The organism is Streptomyces sp. 2A115 (assembly GCF_052245575.1).
GTDB lineage: Bacteria > Actinomycetota > Actinomycetes > Streptomycetales > Streptomycetaceae > Streptomyces.
Genome location: NZ_JBQQCG010000034.1, coordinates 61,486 through 86,405, shown reverse-complemented (window position 1 = coordinate 86,405; position 24,920 = coordinate 61,486). Strand labels below are relative to the sequence as shown.

Below are 24,920 nucleotides of genomic sequence, written 5' to 3'. Positions count from 1 at the left end.
AGGCGACGGATCACCAGATAACGGTCGGTGGGCCCGATTGCTCGTTGCCGCAACCAAGTTCGACAGGAAGAATTGAGGGTGCGCCCCGCGCGGCCCTTATAAGGCCGCCCGTTCGGGCTGTGCCGCGGTGCGCTCCCCCAGTCCGACCCCGCCCGCAGTGTGGGCGCGTAGCCGAAGGGAGGACCGTGACCTTCGGATTCGCTCCGTCCTCGGCGGCATCGATGTCGACGTCCGCCACATCCGCCAACCCACTGGCCCGGATGCTCGAACCCGCTGAATGGGCCGCCGCAGGGATTCCGCTGCTGCGCAATCCCCGGGAGGTCGTCAGCGGCCTGCACTCCCGGCATCAGCCCCGGCCCACGACCGCGGTCGTGGCCGTTCTCGATCCGGACGAACGGCTGACGGCGAGCGCCTCCTTCACTCGGCGGCCGGCTCCGGCGGACGGCTGGATGTTCCGCAACGCGCTGCTCGCTCAGCTGCGCCGGGTCATCCCGCATGATCTGCGGCGGCGCACTCCAGTGCGTACCGCCGTGCTGCTCTACTGCCGTGACGGTGACGCTCGGTGGACGGAGGAGGATGGGGCCTGGATGTGGGGGCTGCGGGACGCCTGCACACTGCACGGGCTGCGCTGCGGGGCGTACATCACGCTGACGCGTGACGGCTGGCAGGTGCTGGGCGAGGGCCGCGGCGGGCGTCGGCCCAGCGCGGACTCGCTCCCGGAGTCTCTGGAGTCCTTCGCCGCGGCCGAGACCGTCCATCCACGCACCGGTGGCGCCGCCTCGGAGGTGCTGCGCCGCGCGGCCGCCCGCTGAGCCGACACCCGCCGCCCGTTGCACGGGCGGTCGTCCTCAGCACCGGCCTGTCCGCTGCCTCCGTGCCGCTACGGCCGACCTCGCGAAGGCGCGTGCCGTCGGCCCGGCTCGCGGCGGCCTGGCCCACAGACGCGCGGGGAGCACACCACGACTCCCCCGAACACATACAGAGGCACGTCGCCCCCAAGCCCGTACAGAGGCACGACCGTCCACCTGGAGAGCACCCCTGAAGGGGCCGCACTCCAAGGCGCCGAAGTGCTCCGAGGGCAGGCGAATACTGCCGCAGAGCACGGAGAAGCCCATGCACGCCCGTATGCGAGCACGGCACATGGGCATGTGACTCCACCCCACGGCGGTTCACACCACGACGGTCGCGCCGGCACGTCTCCCCCGTACCGGCGCACGCCGAACCATCCACTGTGCAGATGCCACCGCGGTGGCACCCCGCCCGAAAGAACCCCAGGAAAACGGGGGTCCTCAGACCCCCGCGCCCAGCACCGAGTTGATCTGCTGCGGATCCCCGCAGACGATCAGCAGGGCGCCGGCTCGGCCGAGAGCCAGCGGCAGGGCGGTGGCAGCGGCCGCGTCGGGCCCGCCGTTGACGGCGACGACGACCACGGGACGGGACGCGGCACGACCGGCGGCGGAGGCGTCGGCGTAGAAGACGTCGTCGCCCGCGTCGTGCTGGGCCCAGTACGCGGCCTCACCGAAGGACAGCTCGTGCGCGGCCCACGGGTGCGGTTCGCCGGTGGTGATCACCAGCACCTCACCAGGGGACCGGCCCGACTCGAGAAGCAGGTCGACCGCTTCCTCGGCGGCATCCAGCGCCCCCTCGGCCGAGGCCGGGATCAGCTGGATCTGCGGAGTCGAGGCAGCGGTGGGGACGGCCGGAGCGGATGGCTCCGGCTTGGCCACGGCCGTGTCGCGCGGCGCGCGTTGCGTCGGCGGCATCGGTCGGACAGGACCCGGACGGCCGGGCCGCGGCGGAGCCGCGGGACGGGGGCCGGGCACGGGACGGGGGGTCGGCGCGGTACGGCCACTGGCCGGAGTTGCGCGGGGACCCTGGGCACTCTCGTGAATCTGAGGCTCCTCGGGAATGAGAGGCATGAGCTGATTTTTATCAAACGCCGGTGCGACTCGCGTCGGCGGGTGGCACATGAGTGCGAGCGGAACCGTCAGAAGTCGAAGCCGAGCTGACCCTCGATCTCCGGAACGCTTCCGTCCGCCCAAGTACGGGCCTTCTTGAGATGCCGCCACTGAGGCAGCGCATCAAGATACGCCCACGACAACCGGTGGTACGGGGTGGGTCCCCGCATCTCCAGCGCGGCCTTGTGCACCGGTGACGGATACCCGGCGTTGGCCGCAAAACCGAAGTCTGCATGGTCGATACCCAGTTCGGCCATCATTTTGTCGCGCTGAACCTTCGCGATGACCGAGGCCGCAGCGACGGCCACACAGGACTGGTCGCCCTTGATCACCGTACGAACCTGCCAGGGAGCCCCGAGATAGTCGTGCTTCCCGTCGAGGATGACCGCGTCGGGGCGCACCGGCAGGGCTTCAAGGGCACGTACGGCCGCCAGCCGCAGCGCGGCCGTCATCCCCAAGTCATCGATTTCCTCGTGAGAGGCATGCCCCAAGGCGTACGACGTCACCCATTTCGCCAGTACCTCGGCGAGCGCCGTACGCCTCTTGACGGTGAGGAGCTTGGAGTCGGTGAGGCCTTCGGGCGGGCGACGAAGGCCCGTTACCGCTGCGCAGACGGTGACCGGGCCGGCCCAAGCGCCGCGCCCCACCTCGTCGACACCGGCAATGATCTTCGCTCCGGTCATGGCGCGCAGGGAGCGCTCGACGGTGTGGGTAGGTGGTTCGTACGGCATGGCGCTCTTAGACTACGCCGCCCGGAAGCCCACGCGACACCTCGGTATCCCCGGGCAGCCTCGACGCCTTCGCCCGAGCGCCCGAAGACCCGTCAAGCACCTCGGGCGTGCCGCTGCGAAGACCCGTCAAGCGGCCTCGGGCGTGCCGCTCCGAAGGACCCGTTCAGGCACGTCGGTCACGCCGCCCGAAGACCGGTCAGGCACCTTCCCGCCGCAGCAGCGGAACCATGAACTGGTCGATCATCTCCTCGAGATCACGCTCGGTCCATTCGCTCGCGCACATCTTGGAGCGGTACATCATCATCGCCGGAATGGCGTCGAAGACGTACCGGTTGGCCGCATCGGGCCGCACTTCTCCCCGTTGGATTCCACGGTTGATGACCTCACGGAGCAACCGGATGGTCGGCTCCACGACCCCCTCGAAGATCACCCCGTGGAATCGCTCGGCCTGGGAGGTGTCGCATTCGTGAATCACCGCGCGCAGCGCGAATCCGGGGCGCGAGAACATCGCCTCGCGCACCCATCGGCACAGCTCCAGCAGGTCCTCTCGCACGTTCCCGAGGTCCGGCACTTCCTGAAGTGACGGCAGCCCGGCCTGGAGCGCGTCCGCTACGAGGTCTTCCTTCGACGGCCAGCGCCGATAGACGGCCGCCTTGCCGGTCTGGGCGCCGGCGGCGACACCCTCCATCGTGAGTCCGTTCCAGCCGACCGTGCTGAGCTGTTCCAGCGCGGCGTCGAGGATCGCACGTTCGAGCACGGCGCCACGGCGGCGCGGAGAGGCCACCTGAGCGGGGGCAGCCGTCCAACTCGAAGTAATCATCAGCGTGTCTCCGTTGAGCGGGGAGGCGGCACGCACGCGTGCCAGGTGGACTGGGGGATCCGTGAGCAGTCAAGTGACGTAAAACGGAAGCGACTTCAGTGAACGGTTGCGTTCACTGTCGGGGACTCACTACCGTTTGACGCGGCAGTGAACGCGAGCGTTCACTAACGCACTCGTGGGGGACCTAATAGTGACAACCTCTCCGTTGATTAAGGATCAAAAACCGGGGGCGGCCCGCCGGGAGGGGCATCCCGGCATCGCGCTCACCGTCATCGCGGCCTGCCAACTCATGGTCGTACTGGACGCGACGATTGTGAACATCGCGCTTCCGCACATTCAAGACGCGCTCAAGTTCTCCACCACGGACCTCACCTGGGTGGTCAGCGCGTACACGCTCACCTTCGGCGGCATGCTGCTGCTCGGCGGCCGGGCCGGTGACATCCTCGGTCGGCGCCGGGTCTTCATGACCGGCATCCTGCTCTTCACGGCCGCCTCGCTGCTCGGTGGTTTCGCGCAGGAGCCCTGGCAGTTGCTGGCCGCGCGCGCCCTCCAGGGCGTGGGTGGCGCGATCGCGTCGCCCACCTCGCTGGCACTCATCACCACGACGTTCCCCGAAGGGCCCGAGCGCAACAGGGCGTTCGGAGTCTTCGCCGCGGTCTCGGCCGGCGGCGGCGCCATCGGCCTGCTGGCCGGCGGCATGCTCACCGAGTGGCTCGACTGGCGCTGGGTGCTCTTCGTCAACGTACCCATCGGTGTGCTGATCGCCGTCGTCACACCGCTCTACATCAGTGAGTCCGAACGGCACCCGGGGCGCTTCGACATCGCAGGCGCGCTGACCTCGACGGCCGGCATGGCGTCCCTCGTCTACGGGTTCATCCGGGCCTCGGAGGAGGGCTGGGGGGACAGCCTCACCATCGGATCCTTCGGCGCGGCCGTGGTCCTGCTGCTGACCTTCGCGCTGGTCGAGTCCCGGGCCAAGGAACCGATCACACCCCTGCGGATGTTCGCCGACCGCAATCGTTCGGGCACGTACGTGATCATGCTGAGCCTGGCCGCGGCGATGTTCGGTATGTTCTTCTTCATCGTGCTCTTCGTGCAGAACGTGCTGGAGTACACGCCGATCGAGGCGGGCCTGGCCTTCCTGCCGGTGACGGTCGCGATCGCGGTCGGCGCGGGCCTTTCCCAGCGGTTCCTCCCGGTGCTCGGCCCGAAGCCGTTCATGGTGGTCGGGTCGGCGCTCGCCGCGGTCGGGCTCGCCTGGCAGACCTTCATCGACCCCGGGAGCTCGTACGCCGGCGGGGTGCTCGGTCCGATGCTGGTGTTCGGCTTCGGCATGGGTCTGAACTTCGTGACGCTGACCCTGACTGCGGTCTCCGGAGTCGCTCCGCACGAGGCGGGCGCGGCGTCGGGCCTGCTCAACGTCACGCAGCAGGTGGGCGGTTCGCTCGGCCTCGCCATCCTGACCACCGTCTTCGGCACGGCCAGTCGTGACGAGGCGGAGAAGCAGGTGACGGACTTCATGGCCAACGCCTCAGCCGAACAGAAGGCGGAGTTCGCCCAGACACAGCAGTTGCCCGCGCCATGGGGTCACGAAGTGCTGTCCCAGGGCATCTCCACGGCCTTCATCCCGGCCTTCGCGATGGCCGTACTGGCGCTGGTCGTCGCCGCGCTGGTGATCCGGGTCCGCAAGAGCGACCTCGACGCTCTCGCGGGCACTGCGGGGCCCGCCGGGGGCTGACAAGAGCCTGAGGCCGAGAGAGGCCGGGCCGCGTCCTGTAAATGGACGCCGGTCCGGCCTCGCGGCTCGCGGCTCGCGGCTCGCGGCTCGCGGCTCGCGGCCAGGCGTCTCCGGATCCGCACGTCCCAAACTCGTACGCCTCTGAAGTCGTACGTGCCTGAAGTCGCGTACGGAGTCGACGCGAGCTGCCTCAGCGGTACCGCAGATTGTCACCCAGCCCGTTGCACACGCTCCAGTCGGCTTTGAGAGAGAGCGACCGGTCGTCGAGAATGTTCCGAGCGTTCGCCTCGCCCCAGCTCGTGGCATACCAGGGCTTCTCCTCCCGCTCCAGGTCCTGGGCGATGGACTCCAACGCGCAGGAACGCAGCGGTTCCTTGAGCCCGTCGAGAGCCGGTACGGCGTCGGCGGACAGCCCGCGCGCGTAGTCGAGGTCGAACTTCCCCGTCTCCTTGTACCGCTGGACGTTGCGCTCGGCGATCAGGCCGTCCGGCGACACGAGCCCGAACGCGAGCACTCCCGCGGCGGCACTGACCAGCACCGCACGCGGTAGCCAGCGGGCGCCCCAGATGCCGGCCGCCATGATGAGCACGATGACCAGGCCGAGCCAGAGCTCCACGCCCACCACCGAGATCCTCAGTCGCGTCAGTCCATATGCGTCCACGTACATGTACATACGCCGCACCGCCGATGCGACGACAACGAGCGCGAGGACACAGAGAGTTCCCAGGACGGCGCGCACCAGCGTCCGGTCACGCGAATCGTCGCGCGGGGCCCAGCGCAGGGCGAAGACGATGACGAGCAAGGTGAGAAGCGTGACCAGGAGCAGCTGCCAGAAGCCCTGGCGCGCGTACTCGGCATACGTCTGACCGGTCTTCTCCAGTACGGCGTCGTATCCGCCGAGCAGGACGACTAGCTGCACCGCGTTGAAGACCGCGAAGAGCACGGCGAGCACCACCAGGGGCAGCGCCCACTCGACGCGACCGCGCGGTCGGCCCGGAGGCACCTCGACGCGGTCCCACTGAACGGGCGCGGCGGCCGTGTGCGCCGCCGCGAGCGCTCCCACCACGCCGATCACGAACAGCACGACGTCCCACGGGGCACCGGAGACCGACGCGTCCGGCACGAGACCACCGAGGAGATCCGCGAAGGCGGCATCCGCCCCGGCGAACAGCGCGCCGAAGACCAGCACGAGCACCGCGGCCACCACGAGCGCGCGCAGCACCGGGCCCACGTTCCCGCGTGTGCCTCCGGTCCGCTCGCGCAGCCCGCGCCAGCCCCAGGCAGGACCGGTCAGCAGCGAGGTGTAGAGGCCGATCGCACCGAACAGCACCCCGGTCCAGGTGCGACCGCCGTGCAGGGCGAGCGAGCCCGCCGCCACGGCGGCCACGATGGCGAGGAACGACGGCCAGTCGGCGTCGCGGAGCGCCGGCACGATCAGCAGGGCGAGTCCTCCGACGCCCCACACCAGAGACCAGCGGCGCGGGCGGCGGCCCGCCCCGTGGGCCGCGAAGTACGCGCCGAGCGTGGCCGGTATCGCCACCAGCATGAGGTTGAGGGCCAGGCCGCCGCTGAGCAGGAGCATGCCGAGCACACCGGTGGCCAGGGCCGCCCAGAGAGTGGCAGTGCGAATGGGGCCCGGAGGCTCCGCATGGATGTCGGTGAACCAGGACTCGGCGAAACGATTGTCCCAGCCCTCGTACTCATCGAGTTCGTTCTCGTCCGAGTCACCCTGCTCGGAGTCGCCCTCCGAGGACGCGTGCCGGGACCGGGACGTGGGAACGGCGTCTTCAGGCCCCTCGGCCTCGGTGCCAGGTTTCATCGTCCGGGCAGCGGTACGCCCACGAGTAGGCGCCGCTGAAGCACGGGCACGGGCACCAGACCCCTCCGCCGGCGCACGCCCCCCGGCGCTTGGTCTTTCACTTCCATCCGCTACCGCTGACTCCTCCGTTTCCGACCCTCTCGGCTCGGCCTCGGACGGCGTGTCGGACACGGGACCCCCTCCCTACCGGTCCGCGCGGCGCACAGCTCGTGGCTGTGACAGAAGCCCAGGGACCGGTGTCTCGTCGGCGCCCGCCCGGGATGATCAACGGACGGCGTGGCGGAAAGGCTAACCGCGCGACAGACGGCACAGCGGGTCACAGGCTCTCTGTGGCAGGGCTGTGACAGTGGCGGACGATTAGGCGGACAGCCGCATGCGGGCCCTAACCCGCAACACCCGACGGCAGCCACTCCGGTAGCCCCTCAGTCCGCTCCACCCACTCCGCGGGCGGCGTCCCGGCCTTCCCTGCGGCCACCACACCCCCGACGATGGCACAGGTCGTGTCCACGTCCCCGCCCACCTGGGCTGTCGTCCAGAAGGCCCGCTCATAGTCACCGAGGGCCCGCGCGGCCGACCAGAGCGCGAAGGGCACGGTGTCGTGAGCAGACGTACGACGCCCGCAGCCGAGGACCGCCGCGACCGTCGTCGTGTCACCGTAGTCGAGCATGTCCCGGGCTCGTCGCAGACCGGCGCCCACGGCGCTCCGCGGCACGAGGGCGATGACTCCGTCGAGCAGCGACTCGGGGCTCGACGGGCCTCCCGGCGCGGCGGCCAGCGAGGCAGCCGCCGCCACGGCCATGGCGCCGACCACTGCTTCCCGGTGCTGGTGCGTGGGGTAGGCCGAGATCTCGGCCTGGTGCGTCGCCTGCTCCGGGTCGTCCGCGTACCAGGCGCCCAGGGGTGCGATCCGCATCGCGGCGCCATTCCCCCACGAGCCCTGTCCCTTGAAGAGGGCCGAGGCCAGCTCGCGCCAGTCGCCACCCTCCCGGACCTGCCGCAGCAGCCGGTTGACCGCGGGTCCGTAGCCCCGGTCGAAGTCGTGGTGCTCAGCGAAGGAGCGAGCCAGATCATCCTGGTCGACGCGGTGATGAGTGGCCAGAACGGCCACTACGGAGGAGGCCATTTCGGTGTCGTCGGTCCACTGCCAGGGGCCGGGCGGCAGCGTGCGGCGCTTGAGCGACGGATAGTTCGCGGGCACGAAGAACTGCGAGCCCAGCGCGTCCCCCACCGCGAGTCCGCGCAGGCTGGCCAAGGCGCGGCCCAGGCGCCCGTCGGGTGAGGAGTCAGCGGTCATCGCCCTGCCACTCTATCCAGTGACTCCGTACGGTTCCGGATCACGCCAGCGTTCGAAAGAACGGTCAAGCGTGTACCTGCCGTCCTCCCCGAGAACGAGCATTCGCACCTCCGCGTTCCCCGGGTTCGACAGCGACTCGAATTCCGCGACCGTCCAGTGGAACCAGCGCATACAGAACAGCCGCATGGCCAGGCCGTGGGTCACAAGGAGCACGTTCGGCGGGTGATCGGGTGCCTCGAAGCTCCGGTACAGGCTCTCCAGGAAGCCGCCGACCCGGTCGTACACGTCGGCACCCGACTCCCCCTGCGCGAAGCGGTAGAAGAAGTGCCCGTACGCGTCGCGGTACGCCTTCTGCAGCCGTACGTCGTCCCGGTCCTGCCAGTTTCCCCAGTCCTGTTCGCGCAGCCGCGGCTCCTCACGTACACGCACCTGTTCGGGGTCGAGGTGGAAGGCGCGGAAGGTCTCGTGCGTACGGCGGTACGGGGAGACGTAAACGCTTACGCGCTCATTGCCGAAGACCTCCCGCAGCCGCTTCCCCGTCTCCTCCGCCTGCCGCCACCCCTTCTCGGTGAGCGCCAGGGCGTGGTCGGGTTCACGCTCGTACACAGAGTCATCGGCATTGCCCACCGACTCGCCGTGCCGGACAAGGACGATGCGCCGTGGTCGTGCCATACCGAAACCCTAGATCGGGTCGGGGCCGATCGAGCACTCGTACGGACTTCATACGGCACAGGTCACATAGATCGGGGCCGTTTCAGACCGAAATCTCTACCGTCTCAGACCGTCCAAGTCGGTTCCAGCTGCACGATGTCGCCCGAGAGGGCCGCGACGTCCGCCTCGATCTGGGCCCGCAGGGCGAGCCGCTCCACGCGTTCGGCACGGTACTTGCCGTGCTCGGCGGCCGCCTGCCACATCGACAGGACCAGGAACTCGTGGCCGGGCCCCTCCCCGAACAGGCCCCGCACCATGCCGGGTGAACCGGCCATCGCGGGATTCCAGACCTTCTCCTGCATCAGCGCGAAGTGCTCGGCCCGCTCTTCGTGGACACGGCAGAACGCCACGCGTACCAGGTCGGCGTCCGTGAAGCGCGGCTCGAAACCGGTCTTCACATCGAAACGGTGATCGAAGAGCTTGATATGGGAATCCTTGAAGGTGCCTGACTGAGCGGTGGCCAGCCGATCATGGGAACGCGCCATGAAGGAGTCGTAGAAGGCACGGCTCTCCCAGAAGGCGAAGATGTGGGCCACCCCGGGCCTTCCCCGGCTCCAGCCCCCGCCCTGCCCCCGGAATCCCGGCTCCCCCAGAAGTCCCGCCCATTTCCGCTGCCCCCGTTCAAAACCGCGGCGGTCCACCACGGTGCAGCGAGTCCACTTGACCAGCACCGCGCCATCGTAAGGCCACGGAACGTGGCGTCGGTCACGCTCTGGCGGAGTACTTCCGCACGAGCGCCCCCGCGCGCGTGGCACGATGGGCAACGCGCCTCACCTGCCGGGCAGTTGGGGTGACTGACGCAGGGGGACCACGAGGGGAGAACCGGTGAACGGCCTCAACAAGGGCATCAGCAAGGTCGAGATATCGGTGAAATGGGATCCCAGTGCCGCCGGTGAGGCGGCCACCGATCTCGACATCATCGCCGCCACCTACCTCGCGACCGACACGCACGAAAACCCTGCCTACATAGTGCACTTCGACAGCCGCTCCCCGGACGGCACCATCAACCTCAACCGGGACAGCAAAGACGGCAAGGGCTTTGGCTGGGACGAGGTGATGACCCTGGAGCTGACCCGTCTCGACAAGCGGTACGCGCGCGTGGTGGTCGGCGTCGCCATCCAACAGCGCGGCGGGCGACGGACCTTCGTCAGTGTGCAAAACCCGGCTCTGCGGATCCGCGAGGGGTACACGGCGCTGGCCGAGGACGACTTCGGCGGCGTACTGGGGGCGACGGCCTCGACGGTCGCGGAGTTCGTACGCGACGACTCCGGAGAATGGACTTTTCACCCAGGCATCCGCGGGTTCGACTGTGACCCCGAGACCTTCGCCAGGACCATGGGCAGCGCCCACTCGTCCTGACCCGCTCACGCCGAAGGGGCGGTACGGCCGGTGGCCGTACCGCCCCTTCGGCGTGAGTCAGCTGCAGCCGCTGGTCGAGCCGCAGCCCTCGCAGATGTAGCAGGAACCGGCCCGCTGCATCTTCGTACCGCAGGAGAAGCACAGCGGGGCGTCTGCCTGGATGCCCATCTGCATCTCCACCAGTTCGGCACTGGTGTGCGCCTGCTGCGGGGCGGGCTTGGCCGCCTCGACCTCGGCCTTCGGGGCGGCGACGGCCTTCAGTTCCTGCGCGCGGGGCGCTGACTGGGCGAGGCCCTCGACGTCCATCTCCTCGTCGGTCGGCTCGTACGAACCGGTCTCCAGGTGACGCTGACGCTCATCGGCCGAGTGGATGCCGAGCGCGGAGCGCGTCTCGAAGGGCAGGAAGTCGAGCGCCAGGCGGCGGAAGATGTAGTCGACGATCGACTGCGCCATCCGCACGTCCGGGTCGTCCGTCATGCCGGCCGGCTCGAAGCGCATGTTGGTGAACTTCGAGACGTAAGTCTCCAGGGGCACGCCGTACTGCAGGCCCACGGAGACGGCGATCGAGAAGGCGTCCATCATGCCCGCGAGGGTGGAACCCTGCTTCGACATCTTCAGGAAGACCTCGCCGAGACCGTCGTCCGGGTAGGAGTTGGCGGTCATGTAGCCCTCGGCGCCACCCACCGTGAAGGAGGTGGTGATGCCGGGACGGCCCTTGGGGAGGCGCTTGCGGACCGGGCGGTACTCGACGACCTTCTCGACCGCGGTCCGGATGGTCTCCTCGGCCTTGGCCGTGACCTCGACCTTCTCCTTCTCCTTCTCCTTGGTCTTGGCGGAGAGGGGCTGGCCGACCTTGCAGTTGTCGCGGTAGATCGCGAGCGCCTTGACGCCCATCTTCCAGGCCTCGAAGTAGACCTCTTCGACGTCCTCGACGGTCGCCGTCTCCGGCAGGTTGACGGTCTTGGAGAGCGCGCCGGAGATCCAGGGCTGGATCGCGGCCATCATGCGGACGTGGCCCATCGCGGAGATGGAGCGCTCGCCCATGGCGCAGTCGAACACCTCGTAGTGCTCGTGCTTGAGGCTCGGCGCGTCGATCACATTGCCGTGGTCGGCGATGTGGGCGACGATCGCCTCGATCTGCTCCTCCTGGTAGCCCATGCGGCGCAGGGCCTGCGGAACGGTGCCGTTGACGATCTGCATCGAGCCGCCGCCGACCAGCTTCTTGAACTTGACCAACGCGAGGTCGGGCTCAAGACCCGTGGTGTCGCAGGACATCGCGAGACCAATGGTGCCGGTGGGCGCGATGACAGATGCCTGCGCGTTGCGGAAGCCGTTCTTCTCGCCGAGGCGGAGCACGTCCTGCCAGGCCTCCGTGGCGGCGGCCCAGACCGGCGTGTCCAGGTCGTCCATGCGGATGGCCACGGCGTTGGCGTCGGAGTGCTGCTTCATGACGCGCTGGTGCGGCTGCGCGTTGCGGGCGTAGCCGTCGTACGGGCCGACGACCGCGGCGAGCTCAGCGGAGCGCTTGTACGACGTGCCGGTCATCAGCGACGTGATGGCACCGGCGAGAGCGCGGCCGCCGTCGGAGTCGTACGCGTGGCCGGTCGCCATCAGCAGGGCGCCGAGGTTGGCGTAACCGATGCCGAGCTGACGGAAGGCGCGGGTGTTCTCGCCGATCTTCTGGGTCGGGAAGTCCGCGAAGCAGATGGAGATGTCCATCGCGGTGATGACCAGTTCCACGACCTTGGCGAAGCGCTCGACCTCGAAGGACTGGTGGCCGAGGCCGTCGTCCTTGAGGAACTTCATCAAGTTCAGCGAGGCGAGGTTGCAGGACGTGTTGTCCAGGTGCATGTACTCACTGCACGGGTTCGAGCCGTTGATGCGGCCGGACTCCGGGCACGTGTGCCAGCGGTTGATCGTGTCGTCGTACTGAATGCCGGGGTCGGCGCAGGCCCAGGCGGCCTCGGCCATCTTGCGGAAGAGCTCCTTGGCCTCGACCTCCTCGATGACCTCGCCGGTCATGCGGGACGTCAGACCGAACTTGTCGCCGTTCTCGACCGCCTTCATGAAGGTGTCGTTCACGCGGACCGAGTTGTTGGCGTTCTGGTACTGGACGGACGTGATGTCGTCGCCGCCCAGGTCCATGTCGAAGCCCGCGTCGCGCAGGGCGCGGATCTTCTCCTCTTCCTTGACCTTGGTCTGGATGAAGTCCTCGATGTCGGGGTGGTCGACGTCGAGGATGACCATCTTGGCCGCACGACGCGTGGCGCCACCCGACTTGATCGTTCCCGCGGAGGCGTCGGCACCGCGCATGAAGGAGACGGGACCCGAGGCGTTGCCGCCGGAGGAGAGCAGTTCCTTGGAGGAGCGGATCCGGGAGAGGTTCAGGCCGGCGCCGGAGCCGCCCTTGAAGATCATGCCCTCTTCCTTGTACCAGTCGAGGATCGACTCCATGGAGTCGTCGACGGCCAGGATGAAGCAGGCGGAGACCTGCTGGGGCTGTGGAGTGCCGACGTTGAACCAGACCGGCGAGTTGAAGCTGAAGATCTGGTGCAGGAGGGCGTACGCCAGCTCGTGCTCGAAGATCTCGGCGTCGGCGGGCGAGGCGAAGTACTTGTAGTCCTCACCGGCCTTCCGGTACGTCTTCACGATGCGGTCGATGAGCTGCTTGAGGCTCACCTCGCGCTGCGGGGTGCCGACGGCACCGCGGAAGTACTTGCTGGTGACGATGTTGACCGCGTTCACCGACCAGAAGTCGGGGAACTCGACGCCACGCTGGTCAAAGTTGACCGAGCCGTCGCGCCAGTTGGTCATGACGACGTCACGACGCGCCCAAGCCACCTCGTCGTACGGGTGCACGCCGGGGGTGGTGTGGATGCGCTCGATGCGCAGCCCCTTGCTGGCCTTGGTTCCCTTGGCCCGGGAACCTCGTGCCGGACCGCTCGCCGTCTCTGTCATGCCGCCTCCCTGTATCGGGCTAAAACGCCCTGAAGTGCCTCGTTCTTCCCGTGGCACGGTGTATGTCTGGTGCCGCGCGCAGCGCATACGCGTCCGCCCGCAACAGGTCTGTGATCGCCGCCGGCCGGGCCGGACCGACCCCCCTCGTCAGTCGGCGGCGCTGGCGGGCGCAGGGACTTCGACAGCCCCTCCGGACCCGCGGTCCGTTCCCTGGCGCTCCTCGCCCGCGTCTTCGTCGTCCGCGGTGGGGCGCTGCGTCTCTTCCCTGAGTTCCACGATGGCGGCCTCGAAGTCGTCCAACGAGTCGAACGCCCGATACACGGACGCGAACCGCAGGTAAGCGACGAGGTCCAGCTCCTGCAACGGGCCGAGTATGGCCAACCCCACGTCATGGGTGGTCAGTTCGGCGCTTCCGGTGGCCCGCACCGCCTCCTCGACCCGCTGGCCGAGCTGGGCGAGTGCGTCCTCGGTGACAGGCCGCCCCTGGCACGCCTTGCGCACGCCGTTGATGACCTTGGTACGACTGAAGGGCTCGGTAACTCCGGACCGCTTGATCACCATCAGTGAGCACGTCTCCACCGTCGTGAAACGACGGGAGCAGTCAGGACACTGGCGGCGCCTGCGGATCGACGTCCCGTCGTCGGTCGTACGGCTGTCGACGACGCGGCTGTCGGGGTGCCTGCAGAAGGGGCAGTGCATCGAACTCCAACCCTCCTTCACAGCACGACTCAATAGCCTCGACAGGCCCTTTGGGCCCCTCGAAGCAGCCCCCAGCATAGGTGATGACCATGGGCCCGAAGTACCGGGGGACCACAACTTCTGGGCTGCTACCGCAATCCAACCACTAGATGTGGGGCTTAGCCCGGAAATTCTCCACTCAGACGCGTGTCGCACCCTTATTGGCATGTGCCGCATGGCCATACCGGCGCCGGGCCTACGGGGATACGGTGGGCGCCACGGGGACAGGGGCCGGTTCCGGGCCGACAGGGCACCTGGTGGCACACTGTCCTTCGCCCCGCTCCGGCCCACAAGGCCATTGCCCCGGCGGCAAGGAGTACCGCAATGAGTGCTTCCGTCCGCCCAGTGCAGCGTCTGCCATACACCCAGGCACATGATCACGTCAGGTTATCCGCGATATTTCACTCGAACGTGTGTTTGGCGCAACCTTTCGAAAGCAACTACCGTTGTGCAGCAGGGAGACGAACGAGAGGGGCCGACGTGACCACCACCGCAGACAGTGCCACCATCACTGCCCAGGACCGCTCCCAGGGCCGATTTGAGCCGGTGCATGCCATGAATGAAGTGAACCAGGAGGGGCCCAAGCCCACACGCTCCCTGCCGGGCCGACCTCCAGGCATCCGGGCGGACAGCTCCGGACTCACCGACCGGCAGCGCCGGGTGATCGAGGTCATCAGGGACTCCGTACAGCGGCGCGGTTACCCACCGTCCATGCGGGAGATCGGACAGGCCGTCGGCCTCTCCAGTACTTCCTCGGTCGCACACCAGCTAATGGCACTGGAGCGCAAGGGCTTCCTGCGCCGCGACCCGCACCGTCCGCGGGCCTACGAGGTCCGGGGATCCGACCAGTCCACCGCGCAGCCCACCGACACGGCGGGCAAGCCGGCCGCGTCGTACGTCCCGCTGGTCGGCCGGATCGCCGCCGGTGGCCCGATCCTCGCCGAGGAGTCGGTCGAGGACGTGTTCCCGCTGCCCCGGCAGCTGGTCGGCGACGGCGAGTTGTTCGTCCTGAAGGTCGTCGGTGACTCGATGATCGAGGCCGCGATCTGCGACGGGGACTGGGTGACGGTCCGCCGCCAGCCCGTCGCCGAGAACGGCGACATCGTGGCCGCGATGCTGGAAGGCGAGGCCACGGTCAAGCGCTTCAAGCGCGAGGACGGCCATGTGTGGCTGCTTCCGCACAACTCCGCGTACCAGCCGATTCCCGGCGACGAGGCGACCATCCTCGGCAAGGTCGTGGCGGTGCTGCGGCGGATCTGAGCCGCCGCCCCTGACCGGGCCCCGGGACCTCTGCGCCGGTTCCGGGGCCCTGTGCTGTCCACACTGGCGCTCTTCACTGGGCCCGGCTCCGGCTTGAAACCGGAGCCGGGCCCAGTGATCTATGCGCCTTCAGCCTTCCGCGCCACCTCGTCGATCGCGGCCAGCGACCGTCGCACCTGATTACGGTCCGTCGTGTACCAGAAGTCGGGCAGCGACGCCTTCAGATAGCTGCCGTAACGGGCCGTGGCGAGCCGCTGATCCAGCACGGCGACCACACCGCGATCCCCCATCGCCCGTACGAGGCGGCCGGCTCCCTGGGCCATCAGCAGGGCCGCGTGGGTGGCCGCGACGGCCATGAAGCCATTGCCCCCGGCATCCTCGACCGCCTTCTGGCGCGCGCTCATCAGAGGGTCGTCAGGGCGAGGGAAGGGGATCTTGTCCATCACGACCAGCTGGCAACTGGCGCCCGGCACGTCCACGCCCTGCCAGAGCGAGAGCGTGCCGAACAGGCAGGTCTTCGGGTCGGCCGCGAAGTTCTTGATCAGCTCGCCGAGCGTCTCCTCACCCTGGAGCAGGATGGGGAACTCCGGGATGCGGGACCGCAGTTCCTCCGCCGCGAGCTGGGCGGCCCGCATCGAGGAGAACAGGCCGAGCGTGCGGCCCCCAGCCGCCTGGATCAGCTCGGTGAGCTCGGTGAGCATGTCCCCACGGTCGCCGTCCCGTGCGGGCCGCGCCAGGTGCTTCGCGACGTACAGGATGCCCTGCTTGCCGTAGTCGAAGGGCGAGCCGACGTCGAGGCCCTTCCACGGCGGGTTGTCCTCGCCCTCGGTGCCTTCCGGGGCGAGGCCCAGTGAGGCACCCACGCCGTTGAAGTCGCCGCCCAGCTTCAGCGTGGCCGAGGCGAGGACGACGGAGCGGTCTGTGAAGAGCTTCTCGCGCAGCAGGCCCGACACTGACATCGGGGCGACCCGCAGAGAGGCGCCGCTGTATCGATATCCGGCTCCGCCGCGGGGCTCGTGCCGCTCGTACCAGACGACGTCCCACTCGGAGCCGTTCGTGATCCGCTCCGCCACGTCGTGGACCGTCTCGACGGAGGCGAGGGCCTGCTTGCGTACCGCGTCCTCGTCTCCGACGGACTTGTCCCGAGTCGCGCCGATCGCCGAGATCACCGTACGGGCGGCGTCGCGCAGGGCCATCAGCGCGTATCCGAGGTCCTCCGGGATCTCCTCCAAGCGACCGGGCAGGGCGAGCTCCATCAGGCGCTCGAAGCCCTCGGCCGCCGTCTGGAGCTGATCGGCCGCCTTCTCGTTGACGAGCTTCGCGGCGCGGCGCACGGCGCGGTTGACCTGGCCGGGCGTGAGCTCGCCGGTCGCGACTCCGGTGACGCGGGAAACCAGCTCGTGCGCCTCGTCGACGATCAGCACCTCGTGCTGCGGAACGACCGGGGCGCCCTCGATGGCGTCGATCGCGAGGAGGGCATGGTTGGTGACGACGACATCGGCGAGCTTGGCGCGCTCCCGGGCCATCTCCGCGAAGCACTCGGCGCCGTATGCGCACTTCGAGGCGCCCAGGCACTCCCTGGAGGACACCGAGATCTGCGACCAGGCCCGGTCCGAGACACCAGGGGTGAGGTCGTCACGGTCGCCGGTCTCGGTTTCGTCCGCCCAGTCCCGCAGTCGCACCAGGTCCTGGCCCAGCTTGCTGGTGGGCGCGGCCGCCTCGAACTGGTCGAAGAGGCCCTCCTCCTCGTCCTGGGGCATGCCTTCATGGAGGCGGTGCAGGCACATGTAGTTCGACCGGCCCTTGAGCATCGCGAACTGGGGGCGGCGGCGGAGCAGCGGATGCAGCGCGTCCACCGTGCGCGGAAGATCCCGTTCCACGAGCTGCCGCTGAAGCGCCAGGGTGGCCGTCGCCACGACGACCCGCTCCCCGTGCGCGAGCGCGGGCACCAGGTAGCCGAGCGACTTGCCGGTGCCGGTGCCCGCCTGGACCAGCAGATGGGAGCCGTCGTCGATGGCCTGCGCGACGGCTTCGGCCATGGTCACCTGGCCAGGGCGCTCCGTACCGCCGACAGCTGTGACGGCGGCATGCAGGAGTTCAGGGAGTGAGGGCTCTGTCATAGCGAAACCACCCTACGGGGCGGCACTGACAACCGGGCGATCAAGGCCGAGGCGAGCGACGCGATCAAGACGCCTGCACAGTCGGTGATCAAGGCCGGTACAGCGGGTTCGGGACGGTGCCGTGCACGGCGGCGTGCGGGCGCTGGGAACGGTCGCGGTAGCCGTCCAGGTGCAGACGGTTGCGATTGAGACACAGCCGCTCAATGCGGGGAGTGAGCAGGTCAAACGTCTCGTAACGCTCCTTGAGCTCAGGGAAGAGCTTCTGGTGACGGAGGATCTCGGCCCGGACGAGCGACCAGAACTGGGCCTCGGGTACGCCCAGTTGTTCCTCGAACAGCGGCGCCAGGTAGCGGAAGACTCCGACGAAGAGTCCGGAGTGGATGAACTGGGTGAGGAACACCGGCGGCTCGCGGAGCAGGACGGCTCGTACGTCGTCCGGCATGGAGGCCTGCTCGGGGAGCGGAACCGCGCTGACGTTCACGTCGTCCACGAAGTCCTTCACGGCGAGTCGGACGGGGACGTCATGGTCGTCGAAGACAACGATCGCGTTCTCGCCATGTGGACTGAACACAGTGCCGTAGCGGTAGAGGAAGCGCAGCAGGGGTGGCAGCAGCGCGGCGAAGAGGCGGCGCAGCCACGTCCGCGGGGCCAGGCCCGAGCGTTCGACGAGCTCCGCGGTGAAGGCACGTCCGTCCGGGTCCGTATGCAGGAGAGCGGCCAGGGTGCGGGCGCGCTCGCCGGGTGCCAGATGGCGGGCGACCGGCTCGCGCCAGATCGCACCGAGCAACTCCCTGTACTGGTACGGAACTTCCGGGAGGGCGTCGTACACAGGATGTTCGACGGCCACCGAAGCGACCTCGCCGAGCAGGATGACCCCGCAGGTGTCGCGCAGGAAGGGATCGGCCTCACGCAGGCCGTGCATCCAGGCGGTGACGGCGGGGGCCGCGAGCGTCCGTTCCGTCGGAAGGCCGCGCCACACCAGTGTGTTGAGGACGGACAGCGGCAGCTTGACGGTGTGCCGGTCCGGGCGTGAGGTGTTGAGGAAGGTGCGGATCGACTGCTGGGGCAGGCGCAGGTCGCCGTCCGCGTGCAGCGGGACGATGGTGCCCTCGGCGACGGAGGGCGCGAAGAGCGGCAGCACGACGTCGTTCCACTGCCAGGGGTGCACGGGCAGATAGAGGTACGCCTCCGGAGCGAGCCCACGCGCGCGTAGTGCGGTGTCGTAGGACTCTTTGGTCTCGGGATCGAGCTCGCGCGCGTAGAGCCGCTCGGCGGTGTCAAGGCCCGCGACGCCCCGGTAGGTGGCGAGCGAGGTATGCACAGCGATCCAGGGCAGGGCCGTCGCTCTACGGCCCTCGGGTGCCCAGTGGGCGGCGTCCGTCGCGGAGAAACCGAGGCGGCCCTTGTTGAGGACGATCCAGGGGTGGCCCGTCTGATGGCCTTCCAGCTCCGCGTACCCGAGGTCGGCGAGGCGGGCGGCGGGGCGTGCAGTGTGGTCCAGGCGTGCGTCCGCGGCGAGTGTGGTGGTCAGTTCGCGAATGACGTGGCCGAGGGTGGCGCCGTCCAGGCCCAGCGTTGCGCGGGCGCGGGTGAGGAAGTCGAGGGGGTCGGTGAAGGGGCGGGGGGCTTTCCTTTCATCGGTTCCTCCGACACCGTCGGGTGCTTCGGCTTCGTCCGTTCTTCCTTCGGTTCCTTCGGTTCCTTCGGTTCCTTCGGTTCCTTCGGTTCCTTCGGTGAAGGTGAGTGATGCCGGGTCGACTCGCCAACTGCCGTATGCGCCGCGGCGGGCGCGGAAGGCGAGGGTGCCGCCGGCGTCGAGGCGGAGGGTGTAGGACCGCTCGCCCTGGGAGGCAGCTTCTTCCGGGGCGGTGGACGATGGCATGACCGACTGCACAGCGGCGGAGAGCGGGGGCGGGGGCTTCTGATCGCCTGGGGAGGGTGGCGAATCGTCTCCTCCGGGGCCAGGGTCTGCGAAGGGTGCCGTCACCCTGGGAGGGGCGGCGGCTGGGGTGGGCGTGGTTGCTCTGCCGGGTACGGATGGTCCGCAAGGTACGGATGATCCGCAAGGTACGGATGGTCCGCGGGACGTGGCAGATTCGGTGGGCGCGGCTGGTCCATCAGGTGTGGCTGGTCCATCAGGTGTGGCTGGTCCATCAGGTGTGGCTGGTCCATCAGGTGTGGCTGGTTCGTCGAGTGCAGAGAGCCTGCCGGGCACGGCCGGTCCGCCAGTCTCGGCAGGTTCGCCGGGCACGACCGGTCCATCGGGCACGACACGCCCCTCTGGCACCAAGTCTCCACCCGACACCTGTCCACCAGACACCGTGCCACCGGCAGGCTCCGACTGCCGCTCCGGCTCCGGCTCCGGCTCCGGCCGCAAGATCTCCTCGTGCGCGAACTCACCGATCATCTTGGCGAGCAGGCGGCGCCCGGCTCTTTCCCATCGCTCCCGGCTCAGTTCAGGCGGGTCGTAGAGCAAGGACGGCTCCCCGGAAGCCGGGGTGGCGGACGGGTTCGGCACGGGACTCCTCGGCTGGGAACCTGATCGGGGCGAGCGGTGTACTAAGAGTGATGGCGCTACAACAGATCGCGCAGGGCCCGGTCTCGGACCATGAGGGCTGCCCGCTTGTCGGGCAGATCGACCTCGGCGGAGAACCGGAAGCCGGCGCTGAGGAAGGCGGACACGGAGGGGGTGTTGCGCAGGTCTGGTTCAGCGATGACGCGTGCGCTTGACGCACGCCGGTCGAGGACGAGGTCGGAGACGGCCCGGAGCAGAGTGGTGCCGAGTCCTCGCCCGCGATTGGCGACACCACCGATGAGGAGGTGGATCCCGGTGTCGTGCAGGCGGGCGGGATAGTGGCGGGCCAAGGGGTCGAGGTCCGCGCGATAGATCTCCCAGTAGCTCATCGGAGTGCCGTCCAGCACTCCGAGACAGGGGGCGCTGCGCCCGTCGCCGCCGAGCTGGGCTCGCAGATGATCCTCGGTCGCCGTCTCGGGGCCGGAGAGCTCCCAAAAGGCCGCCACAGCAGGGTCGTTCATCCAGCGGCTGATGAGCGGGAGGTCTCGGTCGATGCGTACGGGGACCAGTTGGAAGACGCCCACGGAGGTGGCAGTCGGCCCCCAGTCACCGACGCGGTCGAGCAGGTCGTCACCGGTCGGGGTGGCGAGTGCAGGCCTCGCCATGCCCTGTGCCGTGCCGTTCTCCTCGCCCCGTTCCGCGGCCCCCCGGGCTGCCGGGGCTGCTTCGGCTTCCTCCGCGAAGAAAGCGAGGAAGTCGTCGGGCAGGCGCAGGTCGAGGGTGTCCTCGCTGTCCGCACCGGGGCCTGTGTCGCTGTCGGCGATGGAGAAGGGGGCGGTACCGGCGTCGGTGCTCGCATCGGTGGGAGGCACGACGACGCTCCTCTCAGGAGACGGGGTGGGTCATGTTCCTCAGGAATGAAGGGGGTTGGCGATGGTGACGTAGACGGACTGGGTATCGACCGGGCCGACGAGTTCATCGAGGCCGTGCAGCCGGGTCAGCAGGTTGGCCTTGCAACGCAGGACGGGTGAGTCGAGCAGGTGGGCAGGCAGGGATGTACGCAGCCGGGCGGGTCCGGACGCGACGTCGGCGAGGAAACGCCGGAAGGCGGCGATCAACAGGCGTTCGTCGGCGAGGCGTTGGGAGCCGAAGGCACCGATGAGGCCGAGCACGTTGTTGATGGCGAGGTAGTAGGCGAAGCGTTCGTCGGTGACCTCGTCGGAGACGAAGGTGTCGCTGCGTTCGCCGATGCCGGGGAGTCGTTTGTCCAGTTCCGCGCGTCGGGAGGCGCGGAAGTAGTAGCCCTGGTTGTCGCGGTAGCGGCCGCCGCAGGGCCACCCTTCCGCGTCCAGCAGGAGCAGCGTGTTCTGCTGGTGTGCCTCCAAGGCGATGCCGGCCTCGCTGTCCAGCCACAGGACGGGGCGGACGACCTGTTCCAGGTAGCGCAGGAACCACTCGGCGGCGACGGCGCCACGTGGCCGGCCCGTGCGTCCGGCGAGGCGGGTGACGATGTCGGTGAGCCGGGACCGCATCGCGGGCCTGCTCTGCTCGCGGCGCTGCTGTGCGTTGGACTGGGCCTGGGGCCTGGGTGAGACGAGTCCGGCGATGCAGGAGGCGTCGTCCGTCGGCGTGAACGGGTTGTGGCGGATCACCACGTCGAGGCCAGGCACCGGGTTGCCGTCCAGGTCGTTCACCGCGAGCCAGGCCGGGTCGCGGACGATGTCGAAGCCCGGGTGGGCCGCCCGCCACTGTTCGGCGAGGCCGCCGCGGAGAAGGCGGTGGACCTCGACACCACGGTGGAGTTCCTTGCGGAGGTTCTCCCGGCAGGAGTTGGTGATGCGCAGGCCCAACGAGAGCTTCAGCATCGCGGGGGTGCCGGAGCGGTAGACGGTGCGTACGGAGGAGGTGGAGTGCCACGGGGAGCCATGGGGGCCAAGGTCCTGGAGCAGCCCGGCGTCCAGGAGTTTCGCCGTCTCCAGGCGGTGGCGGACCTCGCGGATCTGCCAGGGGTGCATAGGCAGCGCGGCGTACCCGTCGGGCAGCGGAAGGCCGACTCCGGCGAGCCGAGGTGGGAGGTGCTCTGCGGGTACGGGTCGGCCTCGCTCGGTCCAGGCCGAGTCGGTGGCGAGTACGGAGGGGGCGACGGCCATCCAGTGCAGGGGGAAGGAACCGCGCAACTCAGGTGAGTAGAGGCGAGTCTCGGCCTCGGAGAGTCCCTCGCGGCTCTTCGGGGTGGGGTGCAGCGGGTGACCGAGCAGCAACGCCTGCTCGGCGGAGAGGAAGGTATCGGGGCCGTCGACCGGGTTCTCCCTGCGGTCCGTGAGGAACATGACGGTTCGCCGCATGGAGTCGGCGACTCGGCCGACCAGGTCACCGCCGTCGGTTCGGGCGTTCGTTCCGGCGGGAGCGAGCGCCTCGGCGAAGGCGTTCGGCGCTGAAGGCGCATTCCCTGTGACGAGGGCTCCGTGCCCGGCAGGAGCCCCAACCGTCGGTGCCTCGCGTCCCAGCAGGGCCGCCAGCGTGACCGCGTCTGTGGGAGGTGCCTGGTCGGGAGCGTCGGAGAGGTACGGGAGGCCGAGGCGGTGCCATCCCGTGGCGGACCAGTAATGGACCGGAACGGCGAGGGCCGTGCCGCTGGCGGGGAGGGGGATGCGGAGTGTGCCGTCGTCGGGAGCGGAGAGGTCGTGCTCGCGTACCCAGCAGCGCAGCAGGTTCTCGATGGCCGCGGCCTGGGCCGCGGTATGCGGATCGGGGTTCTCCAGCAGGTCAGTGGTGGCGCCACGCAGCCGTTCGGACGCCCGCGCCCCTCCCTTCTGCCGGGGGATCGATTCGGCCCCCGGCACGAGCGGGGCCCGCGTGCCGCGGACTCCTCGCTCGTGGGTGTGGGAGCGGCCGTCGGGTGCTGGGGTGGCGTTCAAGAGGATTCCTTGTGAGGTGGTTCAGGCTCGTGCGGTGACGAACCCGGGCTGTTCCGGGTACGGCTGGACCTGCGTGCTTCCTGGTCGATACGGGATGTCTGCTTGCCTGGGCGCCGTCGGGTCCACAGGCTTCGGGGAGGTGGACCAGCCGGTGATGCCTTGCCGGTATCACCGTGCGACGTCGAGTCCCGCGGTCCACGCCACGCGGTAGCGTCGTGTACGCCGTCCACCGCACCGGCCTATCCGGAGCACGCGGCCCGACCGGAGCGATTGGCCCGCTCGGTCGCGTCGACCTGCCCGGCCACCCCAACTCCCCGCCCCCACAGCCCACTGGACGCGACCGCCGCCACCGCGTCCGCCAGCCGGTCGAGCACCGCCCTTGCCTGCTCGTCGCTGATCGTGAGCGGAGGCAGCAGCCGCACCACGCTGGAGCGGCGGCCGCCGAGTTCGACGATCAGTCCGCGGCGCAGGCATTCCTGTTGGACGGCGGCCGCCAGTTCGGGAGCGACGGGAGGCGGTCCCCCGGCGAACGCCGGCGGTTCTTCGGGGTCCACGAGTTCGATGCCGATCATCAGTCCCCGGCCGCGCACGTCGCCGATGCACGGGAAGTCCGCGGCCAGCCCCCGCAATTGGGTGAGCATGCGCTCACCCAGGGCGGCCGCGCGCTCGGCGAGACGGTTCTCACGGACGTAGGCGAGAGTCGCGGCACCGGCGGCCATGGCCAGCTGGTTGCCGCGGAACGTGCCCGCGTGGGCGCCGGGTTCCCAGACGTCGAGGTCGTCGCGGTAGACCACGACGGCCAGAGGCAGGCTGCCGCCGATGGCCTTGGACAAAACCATCACGTCGGGCGTGATGCCGCTGTGTTCCACCGCCCAGAACGCGCCCGTCCGGCCGACCCCCGTCTGGACCTCGTCGGCGATCAGCGGGATGGAGCGAGCCGAGGTGATCTCCCGCATCCGCCGCATCCAGTCGTCGCGCGCCGGAATCACTCCGCCCTCGCCCTGCACCGGCTCCAGGATCATCCCGGCGGGACTCGGCACCCCGGACTTGGGGTCGTCGAGGACGGACTCGGTCCAGCGCGCGGCGAGTTCGGCTCCCTGTTGGCCTCCGATGCCGAACGAGCAGCGGTAGTCGTGCGGATAGGGCAGGCGCGCGACTCGTACGTCGGAGGCGCCCCCGGATGCCGCGAGCGCCCCCGCGGTCATCCCGTGGTACGCGCCGACGAAGGCAAGAATCCCGCTGCGCCCGGTCGCGGTGCGCACCAGCGTCAACGCGGCCTCCACGGCATCCGTGCCGGCGGGCCCGCAGAACTGCACGCGCGCGTGGTCGGCGAGCCCGGGCGGCAGCGTGCGGAACAGTTCGGTGGTGAACGCGTCCTTGACGGGCGTGGCCAGGTCGAGGACATGGAGCGGCGCCCCCGAGTCGAGGACCTTCCTGATGGCCTCCAACACCACTGGGTGGTTGTGCCCGAGGGCCAACGTCCCCGCCCCGGAGAGGCAGTCGAGATAGCGCCGCCCGTCGGCGCCCTCGATCGTCAGCCCGCGCGCCCGCACGGGCACGATCGGCAGGGCGCGCGCATAGGTGCGCGCCGCCGACTCGCGCGCCGACTGCCGCCGCAGGATCCCCTCGTGCGCCGTCTGCGCCCCCGCTGTCGCACGTTCGCCCGGGGAGTCGCCAGCCGGGGACGCCCTCGCGGACACCCCTGACGACTCGCGTGCCTCAGGCACTCCCACGGCTTCGTCCATCGCGGGCGCCACCCCGGGCGCAGACTCGGTCACAGCCACGTCGGTCGGTCCTCCCGCTGTCCACAGGCGAGTTGCACGGCCGCCCAGTGGGAGGCGGCAAGGGGATGAACGCAGCCGGAACGTCCCCCGTACGTACCAACGACGGGGACCGCGAGGGGCAACGGTGGGACGAAGATCCTTGCCGTGACGGAACCGTTGCGGTTCCGTCGGAAGTCCCCCACAGCAACGGCATAGTC

At 69.3% G+C, this 24,920-nt stretch carries 18 protein-coding genes; 4 read left to right on the top strand and 14 right to left on the bottom strand.

All coding sequences use genetic code 11. The features are described 5' to 3' along the window. The first annotated feature begins 185 nt into the window (after window positions 1-185). Window positions 186-812 carry a hypothetical protein gene (locus ACTWQR_RS27465; RefSeq protein ID WP_443229844.1) on the top strand — a complete coding sequence of 209 codons (627 nt, stop codon included), beginning with the start codon at window positions 186-188 and terminating at the stop codon, window positions 810-812. Window positions 813-1,289: 477 nt separating this feature from the next. Here ACTWQR_RS27465 and ACTWQR_RS27460 read toward each other — a convergent pair whose 3' ends face one another. The 3 genes from ACTWQR_RS27460 to ACTWQR_RS27450 all read right to left on the bottom strand — a co-directional run bounded on the left by ACTWQR_RS27460 (window position 1,290) and on the right by ACTWQR_RS27450 (window position 3,509). Then, on the bottom strand, window positions 1,290-1,919 hold the full coding sequence (locus tag ACTWQR_RS27460; RefSeq protein WP_443229843.1) for a hypothetical protein: 630 nt from the start codon (window positions 1,917-1,919) through the stop codon (window positions 1,290-1,292). Between the two features lie 68 nt (window positions 1,920-1,987). After that, entirely contained in the window at window positions 1,988-2,689 is a 702-nt protein-coding gene (locus tag ACTWQR_RS27455) for a ribonuclease HII (protein ID WP_443229842.1), read from the bottom strand. Between the two features lie 196 nt (window positions 2,690-2,885). Next, window positions 2,886-3,509 carry a TetR/AcrR family transcriptional regulator gene (locus tag ACTWQR_RS27450; protein ID WP_443229841.1) on the bottom strand — a complete coding sequence of 208 codons (624 nt, stop codon included), beginning with the start codon at window positions 3,507-3,509 and terminating at the stop codon, window positions 2,886-2,888. Window positions 3,510-3,699: 190 nt separating this feature from the next. Between ACTWQR_RS27450 and ACTWQR_RS27445 the strand changes: the two genes are divergently transcribed. Further along, window positions 3,700-5,247: an MFS transporter gene (locus tag ACTWQR_RS27445; RefSeq protein WP_443229840.1), complete on the top strand. Its 1,548-nt coding sequence runs from the start codon at window positions 3,700-3,702 to the stop codon at window positions 5,245-5,247. A 190-nt stretch (window positions 5,248-5,437) separates the two neighbouring features. Here ACTWQR_RS27445 and ACTWQR_RS27440 read toward each other — a convergent pair whose 3' ends face one another. From ACTWQR_RS27440 to ACTWQR_RS27425, 4 genes are all read right to left on the bottom strand, one after another. Next, window positions 5,438-7,066, bottom strand: a complete 1,629-nt coding sequence (locus ACTWQR_RS27440) for a DUF4153 domain-containing protein (RefSeq protein WP_443229839.1) — start codon at window positions 7,064-7,066, stop codon at window positions 5,438-5,440. A 382-nt stretch (window positions 7,067-7,448) separates the two neighbouring features. Further along, window positions 7,449-8,360, bottom strand: a complete 912-nt coding sequence (locus ACTWQR_RS27435; protein WP_443229838.1) for an ADP-ribosylglycohydrolase family protein — start codon at window positions 8,358-8,360, stop codon at window positions 7,449-7,451. A 12-nt stretch (window positions 8,361-8,372) separates the two neighbouring features. Further along, window positions 8,373-9,032, bottom strand: a complete 660-nt coding sequence (locus ACTWQR_RS27430; RefSeq protein ID WP_443229837.1) for a histidine phosphatase family protein — start codon at window positions 9,030-9,032, stop codon at window positions 8,373-8,375. Window positions 9,033-9,136: 104 nt separating this feature from the next. Further along, complete coding sequence (locus tag ACTWQR_RS27425) at window positions 9,137-9,742, bottom strand: YdbC family protein (protein WP_443229836.1); 606 nt, start codon at window positions 9,740-9,742, stop codon at window positions 9,137-9,139. Between the two features lie 154 nt (window positions 9,743-9,896). On the opposite strand from ACTWQR_RS27425, the gene ACTWQR_RS27420 reads away from it, so the two are divergent. Next, entirely contained in the window at window positions 9,897-10,430 is a 534-nt protein-coding gene (locus tag ACTWQR_RS27420; RefSeq protein WP_443229835.1) for a TerD family protein, read from the top strand. A gap of 57 nt (window positions 10,431-10,487) precedes the next feature. On the opposite strand, the gene ACTWQR_RS27415 is transcribed toward ACTWQR_RS27420, so the two are convergent. Both ACTWQR_RS27415 and nrdR read right to left on the bottom strand, forming a co-directional pair. Next, window positions 10,488-13,388, bottom strand: coding sequence for a vitamin B12-dependent ribonucleotide reductase (locus ACTWQR_RS27415; RefSeq protein ID WP_443229834.1), 2,901 nt, complete (start codon window positions 13,386-13,388; stop codon window positions 10,488-10,490). Window positions 13,389-13,535: 147 nt separating this feature from the next. Next, complete coding sequence (nrdR, locus tag ACTWQR_RS27410; RefSeq protein ID WP_443229833.1) at window positions 13,536-14,087, bottom strand: transcriptional regulator NrdR; 552 nt, start codon at window positions 14,085-14,087, stop codon at window positions 13,536-13,538. Window positions 14,088-14,606: 519 nt separating this feature from the next. On the opposite strand from nrdR, the gene lexA reads away from it, so the two are divergent. Beyond that, window positions 14,607-15,386, top strand: a complete 780-nt coding sequence (gene lexA, locus ACTWQR_RS27405) for a transcriptional repressor LexA (protein WP_443229832.1) — start codon at window positions 14,607-14,609, stop codon at window positions 15,384-15,386. A gap of 119 nt (window positions 15,387-15,505) precedes the next feature. Here lexA and ACTWQR_RS27400 read toward each other — a convergent pair whose 3' ends face one another. The 5 genes from ACTWQR_RS27400 to ACTWQR_RS27380 form a co-directional block, all read right to left on the bottom strand. Further along, window positions 15,506-17,506 (bottom strand): ATP-dependent DNA helicase, encoded by a 2,001-nt coding sequence (locus tag ACTWQR_RS27400; RefSeq protein ID WP_443229831.1) that lies wholly within the window; start codon window positions 17,504-17,506, stop codon window positions 15,506-15,508. A gap of 88 nt (window positions 17,507-17,594) precedes the next feature. Then, window positions 17,595-19,388: an IucA/IucC family protein gene (locus ACTWQR_RS27395; RefSeq protein ID WP_443229830.1), complete on the bottom strand. Its 1,794-nt coding sequence runs from the start codon at window positions 19,386-19,388 to the stop codon at window positions 17,595-17,597. Window positions 19,389-20,080: 692 nt separating this feature from the next. Then, entirely contained in the window at window positions 20,081-20,893 is an 813-nt protein-coding gene (locus ACTWQR_RS27390) for a GNAT family N-acetyltransferase (RefSeq protein WP_443229829.1), read from the bottom strand. A gap of 39 nt (window positions 20,894-20,932) precedes the next feature. Further along, window positions 20,933-22,939, bottom strand: coding sequence for an IucA/IucC family protein (locus ACTWQR_RS27385; protein ID WP_443229828.1), 2,007 nt, complete (start codon window positions 22,937-22,939; stop codon window positions 20,933-20,935). 239 nt (window positions 22,940-23,178) lie between these two features. Beyond that, window positions 23,179-24,723 carry a diaminobutyrate--2-oxoglutarate transaminase family protein gene (locus ACTWQR_RS27380; protein ID WP_443229827.1) on the bottom strand — a complete coding sequence of 515 codons (1,545 nt, stop codon included), beginning with the start codon at window positions 24,721-24,723 and terminating at the stop codon, window positions 23,179-23,181. Between the last annotated feature and the right edge of the window lie 197 nt (window positions 24,724-24,920).